This window comes from Roseococcus sp. YIM B11640 (assembly GCF_049727625.1).
In the GTDB taxonomy this organism is placed as follows: domain Bacteria; phylum Pseudomonadota; class Alphaproteobacteria; order Acetobacterales; family Acetobacteraceae; genus Roseococcus.
In genome coordinates this window covers 901,932-919,230 of the sequence record NZ_JBBJOZ010000002.1, presented here as the reverse complement: position 1 = coordinate 919,230, position 17,299 = coordinate 901,932, and the positions used below count along the sequence as shown (strand labels likewise).

Annotated in this window: 16 protein-coding genes; 12 read left to right on the top strand and 4 right to left on the bottom strand. The window is 71.2% G+C overall.

The window, feature by feature from the left end; translation table 11 throughout:
- Positions 1–122: 122 nt before the first annotated feature.
- The 3 genes from WJM96_RS11845 to msrP all read left to right on the top strand — a co-directional run bounded on the left by WJM96_RS11845 (position 123) and on the right by msrP (position 3,170).
- Positions 123–488 carry a hypothetical protein gene (locus tag WJM96_RS11845; RefSeq protein WP_424812693.1) on the top strand — a complete coding sequence of 122 codons (366 nt, stop codon included), beginning with the start codon at positions 123–125 and terminating at the stop codon, positions 486–488.
- 92 nt (positions 489–580) lie between these two features.
- Positions 581–2,254 (top strand): DUF6311 domain-containing protein, encoded by a 1,674-nt coding sequence (locus WJM96_RS11840; protein WP_424812692.1) that lies wholly within the window; start codon positions 581–583, stop codon positions 2,252–2,254.
- Positions 2,226–3,170 carry a protein-methionine-sulfoxide reductase catalytic subunit MsrP gene (gene msrP / locus WJM96_RS11835; RefSeq protein ID WP_424812691.1) on the top strand — a complete coding sequence of 315 codons (945 nt, stop codon included), beginning with the start codon at positions 2,226–2,228 and terminating at the stop codon, positions 3,168–3,170. The genes WJM96_RS11840 and msrP overlap by 29 nt, the downstream gene beginning before the upstream one ends.
- On the opposite strand, the gene WJM96_RS11830 is transcribed toward msrP, so the two are convergent.
- The gene (locus WJM96_RS11830) at positions 3,167–4,189 is read right to left on the bottom strand and encodes an A/G-specific adenine glycosylase (RefSeq protein ID WP_424812690.1); all 1,023 of its coding nucleotides are present in this window, start codon (positions 4,187–4,189) and stop codon (positions 3,167–3,169) included. The two genes, msrP and WJM96_RS11830, sit on opposite strands and share 4 nt — an antisense overlap.
- A 57-nt stretch (positions 4,190–4,246) precedes the next feature.
- On the opposite strand from WJM96_RS11830, the gene WJM96_RS11825 reads away from it, so the two are divergent.
- Positions 4,247–4,657 carry a DUF721 domain-containing protein gene (locus WJM96_RS11825; RefSeq protein WP_424812689.1) on the top strand — a complete coding sequence of 137 codons (411 nt, stop codon included), beginning with the start codon at positions 4,247–4,249 and terminating at the stop codon, positions 4,655–4,657.
- On the opposite strand, the gene WJM96_RS11820 is transcribed toward WJM96_RS11825, so the two are convergent.
- Together WJM96_RS11820 and WJM96_RS11815 are read right to left on the bottom strand one after the other, a co-directional pair.
- Positions 4,654–5,424: an ABC transporter permease gene (locus WJM96_RS11820; protein ID WP_424812688.1), complete on the bottom strand. Its 771-nt coding sequence runs from the start codon at positions 5,422–5,424 to the stop codon at positions 4,654–4,656. The two genes, WJM96_RS11825 and WJM96_RS11820, sit on opposite strands and share 4 nt — an antisense overlap.
- On the bottom strand, positions 5,424–6,347 hold the full coding sequence (locus WJM96_RS11815; protein ID WP_424812687.1) for an ABC transporter ATP-binding protein: 924 nt from the start codon (positions 6,345–6,347) through the stop codon (positions 5,424–5,426). Before WJM96_RS11815 ends, WJM96_RS11820 begins: the two co-directional genes overlap by 1 nt.
- A 133-nt stretch (positions 6,348–6,480) precedes the next feature.
- On the opposite strand from WJM96_RS11815, the gene WJM96_RS11810 reads away from it, so the two are divergent.
- From WJM96_RS11810 to WJM96_RS11775, 8 genes are all read left to right on the top strand, one after another.
- Positions 6,481–7,089: a DsbA family protein gene (locus WJM96_RS11810; RefSeq protein WP_424812686.1), complete on the top strand. Its 609-nt coding sequence runs from the start codon at positions 6,481–6,483 to the stop codon at positions 7,087–7,089.
- Positions 7,086–11,117, top strand: a complete 4,032-nt coding sequence (locus WJM96_RS11805) for a chromosome segregation SMC family protein (protein WP_424812685.1) — start codon at positions 7,086–7,088, stop codon at positions 11,115–11,117. Before WJM96_RS11810 ends, WJM96_RS11805 begins: the two co-directional genes overlap by 4 nt.
- Before the next feature lie 232 nt (positions 11,118–11,349).
- Complete coding sequence (locus WJM96_RS11800) at positions 11,350–11,643, top strand: AtpZ/AtpI family protein (protein ID WP_424812684.1); 294 nt, start codon at positions 11,350–11,352, stop codon at positions 11,641–11,643.
- An 18-nt stretch (positions 11,644–11,661) separates the two neighbouring features.
- Complete coding sequence (locus WJM96_RS11795; protein ID WP_424812683.1) at positions 11,662–12,417, top strand: F0F1 ATP synthase subunit A; 756 nt, start codon at positions 11,662–11,664, stop codon at positions 12,415–12,417.
- Positions 12,418–12,468: 51 nt separating this feature from the next.
- Positions 12,469–12,693, top strand: a complete 225-nt coding sequence (locus tag WJM96_RS11790; protein WP_027284881.1) for an ATP synthase subunit C family protein — start codon at positions 12,469–12,471, stop codon at positions 12,691–12,693.
- A 65-nt stretch (positions 12,694–12,758) separates the two neighbouring features.
- On the top strand, positions 12,759–13,256 hold the full coding sequence (locus tag WJM96_RS11785) for a F0F1 ATP synthase subunit B' (protein ID WP_424812682.1): 498 nt from the start codon (positions 12,759–12,761) through the stop codon (positions 13,254–13,256).
- Positions 13,256–13,765, top strand: coding sequence for a F0F1 ATP synthase subunit B (locus tag WJM96_RS11780; RefSeq protein ID WP_424812681.1), 510 nt, complete (start codon positions 13,256–13,258; stop codon positions 13,763–13,765). Before WJM96_RS11785 ends, WJM96_RS11780 begins: the two co-directional genes overlap by 1 nt.
- Positions 13,766–13,908: 143 nt before the next feature.
- The gene (locus WJM96_RS11775) at positions 13,909–15,483 is read left to right on the top strand and encodes an ABC transporter substrate-binding protein (RefSeq protein WP_424812680.1); all 1,575 of its coding nucleotides are present in this window, start codon (positions 13,909–13,911) and stop codon (positions 15,481–15,483) included.
- An 88-nt stretch (positions 15,484–15,571) separates the two neighbouring features.
- On the opposite strand, the gene WJM96_RS11770 is transcribed toward WJM96_RS11775, so the two are convergent.
- Complete coding sequence (locus tag WJM96_RS11770; RefSeq protein WP_424812679.1) at positions 15,572–17,212, bottom strand: ABC transporter substrate-binding protein; 1,641 nt, start codon at positions 17,210–17,212, stop codon at positions 15,572–15,574.
- Between the last annotated feature and the right edge of the window lie 87 nt (positions 17,213–17,299).

The following is a 17,299-nucleotide window of genomic DNA, read 5'->3' as shown; positions in this document are numbered from 1 at the left end:
CGCGTTTCGCGCGCTGGGCGTCGCGTCGCTTCGGACGGGCGCGACAGACGGCACAAAACTCTCCTGGCCTGGGAAGGAGCCGCGGATGTTCACTCCGCGGCTTCTGGAGGAGGCCGCAAGACATGCCTGTTATCGCCCGCCGCACCACTATCCTCGCCGTACCCGCGCTGGCCGCCGGATGGATGCACCCCGCCGCCGCCCAGGCGCCGGGCGTGAAGCTCTTCCGCGTGGTCGGCCCGCGCGACGAGGTGACGATCGGCCTGACCGAGGCCGAACTCGCCAGGCTCGGCACGGGGCCGGAGGTGGAGCGCATCGCCCGCGCGCTGGTCGCGAACGGGCAGCTCACCGCCTGGCAGTATGCGGTGGGCCGCGCGCCGGACGGCAGCACGCGCTTCGCCACGACGCGCCGCATCGCGGTGATGCGCAACGACAGCCTGCGCATCGAGCCCTATACGCCGGCGCTGCCGGTGGCGCCGCCGCCGGAGTAACTGTTTCCGGGCCGGTCCTGTCCATTTGCGGCGCAGCACCGCCGCAACTTGGCCCTCTTCCATCCGTTCCATGCAGGTCCCCGGAGGTCTGCATGCACTTTGCCCGCGCCACGACGGTTCTCGGCGCCGCGCTCGCGGCGGCACTTGGCGCAGCCATCGTCATCCATCTCTTCGGGCCGCATATCCTGCCGCCTTCCAGCACGGGATGGATGCTGTCCGGGCAGGTGGGGCCGGATCCGGTGCAGTACTGGCTGGGCTGGACCTTCTTCCGTCAGGCCCCCTGGGGCTGGCCGCCCGGGGAGAGCCCGCTCTACGGGATGGAGCTCTCCTCCTCGATCTTCTACGCGGATTCGATTCCGCTCATCGCATTGGCGCTGAAGGCGCTGCGCGGCGTGGTCGATGTCGACCAGTACTGGGGCCTCTGGCTCGCCTTCTGCGGGGCGATGCAGGCCTGGCTCGGATGGCGGCTGGTCGGGCTCTTCACGAAGGACGTGCTGGCGCGCGTCGCGGGCGCGATGATCCTGGTGCTGCAGCCCATGCTGCTGAACCGCATGGGCGGGCATTTCGCGCTCTCGGCGCAGTGGCTTGTCCTGTGGTCGCTGCTGCTGGTGTTGACGCCGGGCGGGCGGTTCCGGCCGCTGGGCTGGGCGCTGCTCGTGCTCGCGGCCTCGCTCATCCACTCCTATATCCTGCCGATGGTGCTGGCCCTGTGGGTCGCGGACTGGTGGTCCCGGAAGGGCGTGCTGGAACTGGCCCTGGTGCCGGCCGCAGGGCTCGGCGGGCTCTGGCTGGCGGGCTTCTTCCTGCTCGGTGCCGGGCATGGCAACGCGCAATACGGCACCATGCAGCTCGACCTGCTCGGGCCCTTCGATCCCGGTTTCTGGGGCAGCCTGGTGCCCGATCTGCCCGACCCGGACCACCCGGAATCCGGCAGCAGCTACCTGGGCCTCGGCGCGCTGCTGCTCCTGCCCTTCGCCTTCCTGGCGCGGCCTGTGCGGCGCATCTGGCCGCTCGCGCTCGTGCTGCTGGCCATGCTGGCCTTCGCCATCAGCCACCGTGTCCTCGTCGGCGGCGCGGAGGTGCTGCACATCCCGCTGCCCGGCGCGCTGGTCGAGAAGATGGGCGCGTTGCGCTGCTCGGAGCGTTTCTTCTGGCCGCTGGCCTATGCGTTGATCCTGGCCGGGATGGCCGGGCTGCTGCGGGTGGCCGGGCCGCGCTGGGGCGGGCTGGCGCTGTTGGCGCTGCTCGCCGTGCAGGCGGTGGACCTGCGGCCGGGCTATGCCCGCATTGCCCACTACTTCCCGCCCACGCCGGCGGAATTGCCGCTGCGCCTGCAGGACCCGTTCTGGGAGCAGGCGGCCATCCGCTACCGCGCCATCCGCGCCGTCCCCGCTGCCAATCAGGGCCGGGCGTGGGAGGAGATCGCGGTCTTCGCCGCGCGCCACGGCATGGCGACGGATGCGATCTACCTCGCGCGCGCCGATGCCTCGGCGGTGGCGGGCCTGCGCCGCCGGGTGGCGCAGCGGCTGATGGACAGCGACCCCGAGCCCGCCACGCTCTACGTGCTGCGGGACGAGGAAAGCCTGGAGATCGCGCGCGAGGGGCTGCGGCCGGGGCGCGACGCCATCATCCAGGCGGACGGGCTGAACATCCTCGCTCCGGATTGGGACGTAACCGCCTCGGTCTCCTTGACGAACCCAGGGGAGATGATCCGGACTCCGGGAGAGGAGAATTCCCATGCTGATCCGACGCCGCCGCGGCTATGAGCTTCCCGAAAGCCAGGTGACCCCCGAGGCGCTGGTGCTGAACCGGCGCGCCTTGTTCGGCGCCGGGGCGGCGCTGCTGCCCGCGGCGGCCTCGGCCCAGTCCGCCGCCGGCCCCGTGCCGCCGCTGCCCGAGCACCAGCGCAACATGCGCTTCCGGGCCGAGCGCGACATCACCGCCGAGCGCGAGGCGACGACCTACAACAATTTCTACGAGTTCGGCTCCAGCAAGAGCATCGCTCGCGACGCCGCGCGCATGCCGCTGCGCCCCTGGACCGTGAAGGTCGACGGCATGGTGGCGAACCCGCGCGAATTCGCCATCGACGACCTGATCCGCATGATGCCCATCGAGGAACGTGTCCTGCGCCTGCGTTGCGTCGAGGCGTGGTCCATGGTCGTGCCCTGGACGGGCTTTCCGCTGGCCGAGCTGATGAAGGCGGTGCAGCCGCAGGCAGGCGCGAAATACCTGGCCTTCCAGACGGCCTCCATCCCCGCGGTGATGCCCGGCCTGCGGCAGACCTGGTATCCCTGGCCGCATGTCGAGGCCTGCACGGTGGAGGAGGCGAACAACGAGCTCGCCTTCCTCGCGATCGGCAATTACGGCAAGCCGCTGCAGGGCTCGAACGGCGCGCCGATCCGCGTTCTGTTCCCGTGGAAGTACGGGTTCAAATCGGGCAAGTCGATCGTGCGGATCACGCTGACGGACCGCAGGCCCAATACCTTCTGGGGAACCATCCAGCCCTCGGAGTACGGCTTCTGGGCCAATGTGAACCCTGAGGTGGCGCACCCGCGCTGGAGCCAGGCGAGCGAGCGCGTGCTGGGCACGGGAGAGCGCGTGCGGACGCAGCTCTTCAACGGGTATGGCGAGTTCGTCTCGGGGCTGTACACGAACCTGCAGAACGAGCGGCTCTGGACTTAAAGGAGCTCCAGCAGCTTCCGCATCGCGGTCGGCAGGCGTCCGGCCGCTTCCTCCGGCGTCGCGCCTTCCGCCCCTTCCGGCAGCCGTTGCACCCGCGCGGCCATCACGCGCATCGACAGGTCCCGATGGGTGAAGCCGTGCAGCGCCACGCCGGGGCGCAGCTGCCAGGCCAGGCCGGGAAGGGGGGCATGTGCGAGGGCTTCCTCCTCGGCCCAGGGCGCGTCGCGCCAGGGAGTGCCGGGCAGGCCCAGCATCCCGCCGAGCAGCCCCTTCTCGGGCCGGCGCGCCAGCAGCAGGCGGCCGGCGGCATCCGTCAGCGCGAAATGCACGCCATGCAGGGGCTTGCGTGCCGCCTTCGGCGCCTTGCGCGGCAGGCTGGCCTGGATACCGAGCGCCGCCGCCCGGCAATCCGGCCGCCAGGGACAGATGGTACAGGCCGGGTTCCGGGGCGTGCAGATGGTGGCCCCGAGGTCAAACAGCGCCTGGGCGAAGTCGCCCGGCCTGGCGCGCATGGCGGGCTGGGCGTCGAAGCCCTGGGCCAGCCGGCCGAGCTCGGCCTTCGCCCCGGGCAGGGGCGTCTCGATGGCGAAGAGGCGGGAGACGACGCGCTCCACATTGCCGTCCAGCGGCACCACCGGCTCGCCCAGCGCGATGGCGCCGACGGCCGCGGCGGTATAGGGCCCGATGCCCGGAAGAGCGCGCCAGCCCGCCGAATCCGCCGGGAAGCCGCCTGCCGCGATGGCCTTGGCCGCGGCGTGCAGGTTGCGCGCGCGGGCGTAGTAGCCGAGCCCCGCCCATTCCTCCGCGAGCTCGCTCCAATCCGCCGCCGCCAGCGCCTGCACATCGGGGAAGCGGGCCAGGAAGCGGGCGTAGCGCGGCGCCACCGTCACGACGGTGGTCTGCTGGAGCATGACCTCGCTCAGCCAGATGCGGTATGGATCGGTCTGGCCGCGCCAGGACAGGGTCCGGGCGGAGCGGTCGTACCAGGCAAGCAGTTCGGCGGCAGAGGGGTAAGGCATTTGGCGAAGAAGGAGACGGTCCTGCCGCCGCTGTCCAGCGGGCCGAGGGACCTGTCCATGCTGATCCCGCGCCAGACGCGGGCGGCCTTCCGCAAGCGAAGCCCGGATTCCGCGCAGATCATGGCCGATTGGCCGCTCATCATCGGCCCGAGCGTCGCCCGGATGGCCGAGCCGGTGCGGCTTTCCTCCGGCACGCTCACGCTCGCCTGCACGGGGCCGGCGGCGATGGAGCTGGGCATGGCCGCGCCCTCGATCATCGGGCGGATCAACGGCCATCTCGGCCGCGTCGCGGTCAGCAAGCTCGCCTTCGTGCAGCGGCCGCCGCGCCCGGAGCCGGCGCGGCCCGCGCCACTGGTGCCGGGGCCGCTGCCGGAGAAGATCGCCAGCGGGATCGGGACGGTGCCCGGCGAGGAGCTGCGCGCCGCGCTGGAGCGGCTGGCGAAGGGCGTGTTTGCCCGTAAATCCTAAGGCTTCAGCCGGTAACCCGTCCGGAACATCCACCACAGCACCGCCAGGCACAGCGCGATGAAGCCGGCCGTGAAGCCCAGGCTCGCCGCCACGCTGACGTCGCCCACGCCGAAGAAGCTCCAGCGGAAACCGCTCACCAGGTAGACCACCGGGTTGAAGAGGCTGACCGTGCGCCAGGGCTCGGCCAGCATGTCGATGGAATAGAAGCTGCCGCCCAGGAAGGTCAGCGGCGTCACCACCAGCGAGGGCACGATCGCCAGCTGCTCGAAGTTCTTCGCCCAGATGCCGATGATGAAGCCGAAGAGGCTGAAGGCGATGCAGGTCATCACCAGGAAGGCGGCCATCGCGGCCGGGTGCTGGATCCGCACCTCCACGAAGAAGGTGGCCGTCGCCAGGATGATCAGCCCGATGATCAGCGACTTCGTGGCCGCGGCGCCGACATAGGCGATCACCGCCTCCAGGCTGGATAGCGGGGCGGAGAGGATCTCGAAGATCGTCCCGGTGAATTTCGGGAAGTAGATGGCGATGGAGGCGTTGGAGATGCTCTGCGTCAGGATCGCGAGCATGATGAGCCCGGGCACGATGAAGGCGCCGTAGTCCACGCCACCGATCTGGTTCATGTGCGAGCCGATGGCGCCGCCGAAGACGATGAAATACAGCGCCGTCGTGATCACCGGCGTGGCGATGCTCTGCCAGACGGTGCGCAGCGCGCGGGCCATCTCGGTGCGGTAGATGGCCCAGATGCCGTGGAGGTTCATACCGGTCATCAGCTGCGCCCCACCAGGCTGACGAAGATGTCCTCCAGCGAGCTCCGCTCGCTCTCCAGGTCCTGGAAGGCGATGCCGATCTCGCCCAGGCGCTGCAGCAGGCTCGGAATGCCCGTGTCCTCGGACTTGGCGTCGAAGCTGTAGACCAGCTGCCGCCCCTCCTCCTCCAGGGCCAGCGACCAGCCCGCGAGCTCGGGCGGGATGGCGGGCAGGGGCTGGGGCAGGGCCAGCTTCAGCCGGCGCTTGCCGAACTTCCGCATCAGGGCGGCGGTGTCCTCCACCAGCAGGATGCGGCCCTTGTCGATGACGCCGACGCGGTCGGCCATTTCCTCCGCCTCCTCGATGTAGTGGGTGGTCAGCACGATGGTGACGCCCTTCTCGCGCAGCTTGCGGACCAGCGCCCACATGTCGCGGCGCAGGTTCACGTCCACGCCCGCGGTAGGCTCGTCGAGGAAGAGGAGCTCGGGCTCGTGGCTCAGCGCCTTGGCGATCATCACGCGCCGCTTCATGCCGCCGGACAGCTCGATGATCCGGCTCGTGCGCTTTTCCCAGAGCGAGAGGTCGCGCAGCAGCTGTTCCACATAGGCGGGGTTGGGCGGCTTCCCGGCCAGGCCGCGGCTGAAGCGCACCGTGTCCTGGACGTTGGAGAAGATGTCCACCGCGATCTCCTGCGGCACCAGGCCGATGGCCGCTCGCGCCGCCCGGTAGTCGTGCTGGATGTCCCGCCCGCCGACGGTGACGGTCCCCGCCGTCATGTTCACGGTGCCGCAGATGATGCTGATGAGGGTGGTCTTGCCCGCGCCGTTGGGGCCGAGCAGGGCGAAGATCTCGCCCCGCGCGACCTCCAGATCGACGCCGGAGAGCGCCGCTAGGCCCGAGGCATAGCGCTTCTCGATGCCGGAAACTGAAAGAATTGAAGGCATTGGGTATCCATATGGCCAGCGACAGGCCATCAGATGGCCTCGCGAGGCGGTGGGGCAAGCCATGCGGCGGTTCTGGACAGGGCAGGGCTCCTACGCCAGATGTTGTGCGATTCATCCTGCCGGAGCCAGGCCCATGCAGCTCACCCGCCGTTCCCTCGGCCTTGCCGTCGCCGCCACCGCCGCTACCCCGGGCCTCGCCCTGGCGCAGGGCGCCGACCCGCGCCTGGGCATCCGTGCCATGGGGCGGCCCGACGCGCCCGTCACGGTGCAGGAGTTCTTCTCGCTGACCTGCGGCCATTGCGCGGCCTTCCACAATACCAACTGGGCCCGCGTGAAGGCCGAGCTGGTGGACACCGGCCGCATCCGCTTCGTCTGGCGCGATTTCCCCCTGGACGGCATCGCGCTGGCCGCCGCCTGCGTGGCCCGCTCCCTGCCGGAGGACCGCTACCCGGCCTTCATCTCCACCCTGTTCCAGACCCAGGACCGCTGGGCCTTCCAGCAGGGCCGCCAGATGGAGGAGCTGGCGCGCCTCGCCGCGCTCGCCGGCATGGACCGCAAGGCCTTCGACGCGGTCGCCGCCGATGAAGGCCTGCGCCGCGGCATCCTGGAGCAGCGCGTGGCCGCCGAGCGCGAGTTCCGCATCCAGGCCACGCCGTCCTTCGCCTTCAACGGCCGCCTGCAGTCGGGCAACATGCCCTTCGACCAGTTCGTCCAGATGGTCCAGCAAGCGCCGAAGTCTTGAGCGAAGCCCCACCGGCCCTTCCTGCCGGTGAGGACGACGCCGACCCGGCCGCCACGACCGGGCCGGAGCCCCGTCGCCTCACGGCCACGCTGACCGGCCTGCGCATCGCGGGTTTCAAGAGCTTTGCCGAGCCGGTGCAGGTGCCCGTGCTCGCCGGGCTCACCGGCATCGTCGGCCCCAATGGCTGCGGCAAGTCCAATGTCGTCGAGGCGCTGCGCTGGGCGATGGGCGAAAGCTCGGCCCGGTCGCTGCGCGGCGGCGAAATGGACGACATCATCTTCGCCGGCACCGCGACCCGCCCCGCGCGCAACCTCGCCGAGGTGGTGCTGCGGCTGGAGGAGGCCGAGGGAGTGGCCCCCGCGCCCATGGACCAGGCCTCGGAACTCGAGGTCACGCGCCGGATCGACCGGGGCTCGGGCAGCACCTACCGCATCAATGGCCGCGAAGTCCGCGCGCGCGACGTGCAGACGATGTTCGCCGACCTCGCCAGCGGCCCCCGTGCCTCGGGCATGGTCAGCCAGGGGCGCGTCGCCACGCTGATCGGCGCCAAGCCCGAGGAGCGCCGCTCCGTGCTGGAGGAGGCCGCGGGCATCGCGGGCCTGCGCGCCCGGCGGCACGAGGCCGAGCTCAAGCTGCGCCAGGCGGAGAACAACCTCTCCCGCAGCGAGGACCTGCTGGCCCAGCTCGGTATCCAGCAGGAGGGGCTGAAGAAGCAGGCCCGCCAGGCCATCCGCTACCGCAGCCTCTCGGGCCTGGTGCGGCAGGCGGAGGGCGAGTGGTTCGCCCTGCTGGTCGCCCGTGCCGAGGCCGCGATCGAGGCGGCGCGCGAGGCCCACGCCGGCCGCGCCCAGGCGCTGGCCCGCGCCGAGGCCGCCGCCGAGGAGGCCCACCGCCTCGCCGAGGCCGCCCAATCCGCTATCGATTCCCCCCGCGCCGAGGAAGGCGTGGCCCGTACCCTGCTGGAGCGCCGGCGCGTCGAGGCCGAGAACATCGCCGCCGAGGCCGGCCGCGCCCAGGCCGCGCTGGACGAGGCGCAGGCTGCCCTGACCCAGCTCCTGGCGGACCTCGAGGACGCCCGCTCGGTCGAGGCCGACGCCCGCGCCGCCGAGACGCGCGCGCAGCGTGAGGCAGCCGGGCTCGCCTCCGCCGAAGCCCAGATCCCCGCCCGCATCGAGGCGGCCGAGGCCGAGGCCGCCGGGCTGGATGGCGAGCTTTCCGCCGCCGAGGCCCGGACCGAGGCCGCGACCGAAGCCGCTGCCGCCCTCGCGGCGCGCACCAACCAGGTCGCCTCCGAACTGACGTTCGCCGAGCAGCGGCATGGCCGGGCGCGTGACCAATCCGCCCAGCTTGCCGCCCAGCGCGCCGCCGCCGAGGCGCAGTCCGTGCCCGAGGCCGCGCTGGGCGCCGCCGATGCCAAGCTGGCAGAAGCCGATGCCGCGCTGGCCGCCACCCGCGCCGCGCTGGAGGCGGCCGAGCGCCGCCGCGCCGAAACGGCCGCGGCCGCCGCCGCCGCCCGCGATGCCGCCCGCGCCGCCGAGATCGAGCGTGGCGCCGCCGAGCGGGCCCGGGGCGCCGCCGCCCAGCGCCTGCAATCCGCGCGCGGCCGCGAGGAAGCGGCCCTGCGTTCCGCCCCCGCCGCACCCGACGCGGCCCCCATTGCCGAGGCCCGGGCTGCCGCCGAAACCGCCGCCACGGCGCTCCGCGAGGCCGAGGCTGCGCTGGCCGCCGCCCGCCAGGCGCGCGAGGCCGCCCAGGAGAAGGCCACGGCCGCCCGCCAGGCTGAGGGCGAGGCCCGCGCGGCCGAATCCCGCCTGCAGGCCGAGCTGCAGGGCCTGCGCGCCGCCGCCGGCGACGCCGCCGAGCCCGACCCCATCGCCCGCACCCTGACCATCCCCGAAGGCCTGGAGGCCGCGCTGGGCGCCGCGCTGGGCGAGGGGCTGGAGGGTGGACGGGGCAGCGGCACCAACCGCTTCTGGCGCGCCCTGCCGCCCCTGGGTTCCGCTCCCCCCCTGCCGGGCGGCGCCGAGCCGCTCGCCGGGCTGGTCGGCGCACCGGAGGAGCTGGCCCGCGCCTTGTCCCAGATCGGGCTGGTGGAGGATGGCGCGGCGCTCCAGGCCGGGCTGCTGCCGGGGCAGGCGCTGGTGGCGCGCTCGGGCGCGCTGTGGCGCTGGGATGGCTATGTCCAGTGGCCGGGCGCCGCGAAGTCCGGCGCCGCGCGTCTGCAGAACCTGGCCCGGCTGCGCCAGGCCGAGGCGCGCCTCGCCGAAGCCGCCCCCGCCGCCCGCGCCGCCGAGGCCGCCCGAGCCGAGGCTGTCGCCGCCGACACCGCCGCGCAATCCGCCGAGGTCCTGGCCCGCCGCGCCCGCGACATGGCCGAGCCGGAGGCGCGCCGCGCGGCCTCCCGCGCCGCCGAGCTGGCGGCCCGGCACGAATCCGCCGAGCGCCGGATGGCCGAGCACGCCGCCCAGGCCGCGCGGCTGGCCGAGGAGCGGGCCGAGGCCGAATCGGCGCTCTCCGAGGCCGAGGCGCTGCTGGCCGCCACCCCCGCCCTCCGCAGCTTCGATGCCGAAGCCCGCGAGGCCGCCGAGGCGCAGTCCGCCGAGAATGCGGCCCGCGAGGCCCGCCGGCAGGCCGAGGCCTCGCTCTCCGCCGCCCGTTCGGAGCAGGCCGCCCTCCACAGCCGCGCCGCCGCCGCCGCCGCCCAGATCGCCGCCCTGGTCCCGCAGCAGGAGCGCCTGACCGCCGAGCTGGGCGAGGCGGCCGAGGCCCTGGAGCGGGCCCGCGCCGCCCGTGCCGCGCTGCCCGACCTCGCGGCCGCGCGGGCCGAGGTGGATGCTGCCCGTCTGGCCCTGGCCGAGATCCGTACCCGTGCCGCAGAGGCCCGGGGACGGGTGCTCTCCCTGCGCGGCGAGCGGGAGGCGCTGGCCATCCGCCGCGAATCCGCGCTGGCGGATCGCGCCGCCTGGGCCCAGCGCCTGGCCGATGCCGGCACCCGCCTCGCGGCCCTGGAGTCGCGCCAGGCGGAGGCCGTCGCCCGTAAGGAGGCAGCCGCCCGCCTGCCCGAGCGGGTGAATGCCGCCCAGGAGGAGGCCACCCGCCGCCTCGAATCGGCCGAGCAGGCCCATGCCGCGGCCCGCGCCGCCCTCGACGCCGCCGAATCCCGCGCGCGGGAGCGCTCGGAGGCCAGCCGTTCCGCCCAGGCGGCCTTCCAGGAGGCTCGGGAGGCCGCCTTGCGGGCCGAGGCCGCCCGCGAATCCGCGCACCAGGCGGGCGCCGCGCTTGCCGCCCGCATCACGGAGCGCCTTGGCGAGGCGCCCGAACTGCCCGAGCCCGGCGAGGACCTCTCCGATGCCGCCGAGGAGCGCGCGCGCCGCCGCGCCGAGCGCCTCGCCCGCGAGCGCGAGGAGATGGGCCCCGTGAACCTCCGCGCCGAGACGGAGCTGGAGGAGCTGGAGGCCCGAATCGCCCAGATCCACGTGGACAGGGATGAAATTACGGCCGCGATCGCGAAGCTCCGCGGCTCCATCGGCCATCTGAACCGCGAGGCGCGCGAGCGGCTGCGCGCCACCTTCGACAAGGTGGACCGCGAGTTTCGGCAGCTTTTCGGCCGCCTCTTCGGCGGCGGGCGGGCGCATCTGGCGATGGTGGGCAGCGAGGATCCGCTGGAAGCGGGGCTCGAGATCTATGCCGAGCCGCCGGGCAAGAAGCTTTCCGCGCTGTCCCTGCTCTCGGGCGGGGAGCAGGCGCTGACGGCGCTCTCCCTCATCTTCGCGGTGTTCCGGTGCCATCCGGCGCCCGTCTGCGTGCTGGACGAGGTGGACGCCCCGCTGGACGACGCCAATGTGGAGCGCCTGTGCGACCTGCTGGACGCCATGTCCGAGACCGGGACGCGCTTCCTGATCGTGACCCACCACGCCCTGACCATGGCGCGGATGAACCGCCTCTTCGGCGTCACCATGCAGGAGCGCGGCGTCTCGCGCCTGCTCTCGGTGGATCTGGGCGAGGCCGTCGCGATGGCGGAAGGATAGCGGCCTCAAATGCCGGCATCGTTGCCCTGAAGCCACGTCCGGGCGGCCACCCGGCCGCATAGCGGCATCCGGACGACTGCTTCGCCCGGCGAAGCTGCGCCACCGGAGGCAGCGCCCGGCGTTAGAGGGCGAGAACGCCGCGTTTCACGGGGTTCATGCGCTTGACAGGCATGCACCGCCGCCATAGAGGCAGCCTCGCCTTCCGGCGGAAATATTGCAGGGAGGAGCCAAGGTGGACGAGCGCACATCGTTCAAGGATCGCCTGAAGGCAGCGCGGACCCGGCAGGGTCTCGACAAGCCTGAGGAAGCCCGGGGCAAGCTGCCCTCCACCTGGGGTTTCGGCCTGCGTGCCGGCGTGGAGGTCGTCTCCGCGCTGATCGTGGGGGTCGCCATCGGCTTCGCGCTTGATAGGTGGCTTGGAACCTGGCCCTGGCTCTTCCTGGTGATGTTCATCCTGGGGGCCGCCGCGGGGGTGATGAACGTCTACCGACTGTTCAATCCCCGGTCCGGTGCTCGCAAGATTTGAGTTGGGATGAGGTGACTGGTGGCGGCTGAGGGGAAAGCGATCGACGCGCTGAGCCAGTTCGAACTGGGCACGGTCGGCGGCGCCATCGGCGCATCGGTGGGCTTCACGCAGTCGAACCTGCACATGCTGATCGCCGGCGCGCTGATCGTGCTGCTCATGGTCATCGGCATGCGTCCCCGCGCCATCATCCCCGGCCGCCTGCAGGGCGTGGCCGAAAGCGCCTACGGCTTCATCGACGACATGGTGGTGGCGCAGATCGGCCCCGAGGGCCGCCGCTTCTTCCCCTTCGTCTTCACGCTCTTCATGTTCATCCTGTTCGGGAACATGCTGGGGCTGTTCCCCTACGCTTTCACCTACACCAGCCACATCAGCATGACCTTCACCATGGCGGCGATCGTCATCGTGCTGGTCACCGTGGTCGCGCTGTCGATCCACGGCATGCACTTCTTCAGCTACTTCTTCCCGGAGGGCGCGCCGCTCTGGCTGGCGCCGATCATCATCCCGGTCGAGATCGTGTCCTACCTCTCGCGCCCGGTGAGCCTCTCCATTCGTCTCTTCGCGAACATGGTCGCGGGGCACGTGATGCTGAAGGTCTTCGCGACCTTCATCGTGATGCTCGCCGGCCTGGGCGCGATCGGCCCGTTCCTCTCCGCCATGCCCCTCGCCATCAACGTGGTGCTGGTCGGCTTCGAGGTGCTGGTCGCGTTCCTGCAGGCCTATGTCTTCGCGATCCTGACCTGCATCTACCTCCACGACGCCGTGCACCTGCACTGAGCGTTCGACGGACCATCCCTAGCTTCTCAGTTCAACGGAAGGACTAAGACCATGGAAGTTGCTGCCGCCAAGGCCCTCGGAGCCGGTATCGCCGTCATCGCGCTGTTCGGCGTGGGCCTGGGCATCGGGAACATCTTCTCGTCGCTCATCAACAGCGTGGCCCGCAACCCGGCCGCCCGCGACGCCGTCTTCCCGATCGGCATTCTGGGCTTCGCGCTGACGGAAGCCGTGGCGCTCTTCGCGCTGCTGATCGCCTTCCTCATCCTGTTCGCCTGAGGTCGCCGGGCGGGGCTGCCTGAAGGCTCCCCCGCCTCGTCGCCTTCCAGCTTCAGGATACGAATATGCCGCAGCTCGATTTCGCCAACCCGCTGATGATGAGCAAGCTGATCTGGCTGCTCATCATCTTCGGCGTGCTCTACTACGTCCTGAAGGCCTATGCGCTTCCGCGCGTGGCCTCGGTGCTGGATGAGCGCGCGGCCCGCATCGCCGCCGACCTGAACGCGGCGCGCGACGCGCAGGCCGAAGGCGAAGCCGCGCTGGCGGAGCTTCGTGCCTCGACCGCCGCGGCGCGGGCCGAGGCGCAGGCCGCCATCTCGGCGGCGATGGTCGAGGCGCAAGCCGCGGCCGCTGCCCAGGCCGCGGAGATCAACGCCCGCCTCAACGCCCAGGTCGCGCAGGCCGAGGCGCAGGTGAGGCAGGCGCGGGACAATGCGATGGGTGCGCTGCGCGGCGTGGCGTCCGACACGGCGCAGGCCATGCTGGCCCGTCTCTCCGTGCCGGCTGCGGCCAATGACGTCGCCGCGGCCGTCGACCGCGCCGCCAGCCAGGGGGCCGGCTGATGCATCACCATTACGAGCACTTCTATCTCGACCCGAAGTTCTGGGTCGCGATCAGCTTCGTCATCTTCGTGCTGCTGACGGGCAAGCTGTTCTGGACCAAGTCCACGCAGATGCTCGACGCCCGGTCGGCCCGCATCAAGGCCGAGCTGGAGGAGGCCTCCCGCCTCCGCGCCGAGGCCGAGGCGATGATGGCCCACGCGCGCACCGAGCGTGAGCAGGCCGCCCGCGAGGCTGTGGAGCTCGTGGCCCGCGCCAAGGCGGAAGCCGAGCGCCTGGCCGCCGCGTCCAAGGCCGAGGCCGAGGCCGCCGCCCGCCGGCGCGAGCGGATGGCGATGGACCGCATCGCCGCCGCCGAGGCGAGCGCCGTGACCGAAGTCCGCAACGCCGCGGCCGAGATCGCGACGCGGGCTGTGGCCGAGGTCATCGCGCAGACGCACGGCGCTCAGGCTGACGCCGCGTTGGTGGATGCCGCCATCCAGAACCTGCCTTCGGCCTTCCGGGCCGCCTGAGGTCGGATACGCCTGGGGCAGTCGCCCAAAAGGCACGCAGAATGGGGGCCTCGCGGCCCCCTTTTTCGTTTCCGCCCCAACTCGACGCCCCCGCCGACTCGGGGCTAGCCTCCCGGGGCAAATCGCTTCGGGAGACACCGAGAATGATCCGCCATTTCCTCGCCGCGACACTCGTCGCGGCCAGCCTTGCCTTGCCTGCCCAGGCGGCGACCTTCCGCTGGGCCAATGACGGCGACGTCAATTCGATGGACCCCTACACGCGGTCCGAAACCTTCCTGCTCACCTTCAACGCGAACATCTACGAGCCGCTGATCCGCCGGAACCCGGAGCTCCGGCTGGAGCCCGCGCTGGCCGAGCGTTGGGAGCAGACGGATCCGCTCACCTGGACCTTCCATCTGCGGCGCGGCGTGAAGTTCTCGGACGGCACTCCCTTCACCTCGGCGGACGTGGTCTTCTCCATCGCGCGCGCGCGAGGCCCCGGCTCCAACATCAACGCGTACTTCGCGACGGTCGCGGAGGTCACCGCCCCCGATGACCACACCGTCGTCGTGAAGACTCGCGCACCGAACCCGATCTTCCCCGAGGAGATCACGAGCTTCGGCATCATGAGTAAGGCGTGGTCCGAGCGGAACGGCGCCCATCGCGTGGCCGACCTCACCTCCCGCGAAGAGAATTTCGCGACGCGCAACGCCATGGGCACGGGCCCCTTCATCCTCGCCTCGCGCGAGCCCGACCGGCGCACCATCCTGACGCGCAATCCCAATTGGTGGGACACGCCCACGCATAACCTCGACCGCGTTGAGTTCAACGTCATCGCCAATGACGCGACGCGCGTGGCGGCCCTGCTCTCGGGCGAGGTGGACATGATCTACACCGTGCCGCCGCAGGATATGGCGCGCATCGGCAACACCAACGGCCTGCGCGTCATCCAGAACGCCGAGCTGCGCACCATCTACCTCGGCCTCGACCAGAACCGGGCGGAGCTGCTGAAGAGCGACGTGCGCGGCCGCAACCCGCTGCAGGATGTGCGCGTGCGCCGCGCCATGTACCAGGCGATCGACATCGAGGCGATCCGCACCCGCGTCATGCGCGGCCAATCGCGTCCCACCGGGCAGATCTTCGGCCCGGGCGTGAACGGCTTCCTCGAGGCGAATGATCGCCGCCTGCCGCTCGACGTCGATGGTGCCAAGCGCCTGCTGAGCGAGGCCGGCTATCCCAATGGCTTCGGCATCACGCTCGACTGCCCGAACGACCGCTATGTGAACGATGAGGCGATCTGCCAGGCCGTCGTCGCCATGCTGGCGCGTATCGGCGTGCGCGTGACCCTGGCCGCGCAGACCCGCGTGCGCTTCTTCGCCGAGGTGAACGCGCCCCGCTTCAACACGAGCTTCTACCTGCTTGGCTGGACGCCCAACACCTATGACGCGCACAACGCGCTGTTCAACCTGGCGGGCACGCGCGACGGCACGCGCGGCGTGTTCAACAATGGCGGCTTCTCCAACGCGCGGCTGGATTCGCTGATCGATCAGATCGGCGTCGAGACCAACCCGCAGCGCCGGCAGGAAATGATCACCGAGACCTCGAACATCATCCGTGACGAGGCGCTCTATATCCCGCTGCACCAGCAGCAGGTGGTCTGGGCGGCGCGGACGAACGTGCAGCTGCAGCAGCAGGCCGATAACGGCTTCCCGCTGCGCCTGGTGCGCGTGGGCAACTGATGGGCAGGGGGGGCGCGAGCCCCCCTTCCAACCGGCTTTGGTATGCGCCTGCGGCCCGGGGGGGGCGGGTGGCACCCGACGCCCGTGGCTACGCCAGGGTCGTCAGATCCTGGAACCAGTGCTGCGCCTGGGTGTAGCCGCGCACGTTCCGTCCTGCCGCGTGCGGGTTCGTGTCGTGCACCACGAAGACCAGCAGCGCCTCGTCCACCGCCTTCTGGTGCACCTGCGCCATCAGGCGGTCCACCTGGGCCGGGTCGAAATTGCTCGTCGCCTCGTCGATCAGCTTGTCCATGTCCGCATTGCGGTAATGGCTCCAGTTCACCCCGCGCGGCGAGATCTGGTTGGAGTGGAAGAAGCGGATCAGCGCGTAGAGCGGATCGCTGGTCACGTAGGCCACGTTGTTCGCGGTGATGTTGCCCTGGCGTGCGATGTCGCCGGCCGCGCCCTGGCGCCAGCAGGTGTAGGAGACCTCCAGCTCCACCGGCACGAACTCCACGTCGATGCCGACCTCGCGGAAGGCCGACTGGCAGTATTCGTTGATGGGCATGGACAGCATCTGGCCCGAGCCGCCTGTCGGCACCAGGAACTTGGTCTTCAGCGGGTTGGCGCGCGAGAAGCCGGCCTCCTGCACCAGGCGCCGCGCGCGGTCGGGGTCATGGGTGATGCGGAAGGTCGGGTTGCCGAACCAGGGCGAGGTCGGGTCCACCACGCCCACGGCAGGCTTGGCCAGCCCGTTCATGAGCGCCACCACCTCATCGCGGTTGATGGCGAGGTTGGCGGCCTGGCGCAGCTTCAGGTCGCGCCAGGGCGAGCCTTCCAGCAGGCTCAGATGATAGTTCCAGACATGCGGCGTCACGTTCTCGATGATGCGCGCACCGGATTGGCGCAGGCGCGGCACGAGGTCGGGCGAGGGGGTCTCGATGAAGTCCACCTGGCCGGTGAGCAGCGCGTTGGTGCGCGTCGTGTCCTCGGGCGCGACCACCAGCACGATGCGGTCCGCCTTGGCCATGCGCGCCGGGTTCCAGTAGCCCGTGTTCTTCACCAGCTCCGCGCGCTCGCGGGGGACCAGGCGGGCGAGGCGGAAGGGGCCAGTGCCGGAGGGCTCGGAGGCGAAGCGCTCCCAGCTGCGGCCGAGCTTCTCGTACTGCGCGGGCGAGGAGATGAGGAACCAGAGCATCTGGTAGGGGAAGATGCTGTCCACCGCGCGGGTCGTGACCTCGACGGTCATGGCGTCGAGCTTGCGCCAGCTGGCGACGCTGGGCAGGCGAGGGCGGACCTGAGCCGCCTGGCGCTGGTCGAAATGCGGCGCCTGGGGGTTCAGCACCTTCTCGAAGTTCCAGATCACGGCGTCCGCGTCGAAGTCGCTGCCGTCGTGGAACTTCACGCCCGGGCGCAGCCTGAAGGTCCACTTGGTTCGATCCGCGGGGTCGGCCTCCCACGAGGTCGCGAGGCCGGGGACGAGCTTCCCGGGCCGGTCGGCGACGTCCATCTCCCAGGCGACGAGCGGGTCGTAGAGCGTGTAGCCGGTGAACTGGTAGGCACCGGCGCCGCGGTCGGGCTGGCCTGTCGTCTGCGGTATATCGGCCATGGAGATGGCGTAACGAATCACCCTTTCGCCCGAGCTCTGGGCAAGCGCCTTATCGTCAGCCCAGGGAGTGGGCATTCCGGCCATTCCGGCGGCACCTGTGAGGGTCAGCAGATCACGGCGGGAGAGGCGGTTGAACGTCATGCGAGCCATCCGGTCTTGAGGAATGAGCCGGTGAGCTTGCAAATCGGGGGCCATCCCCTGGCATGGGATGCTTCTCGCAAAAACATC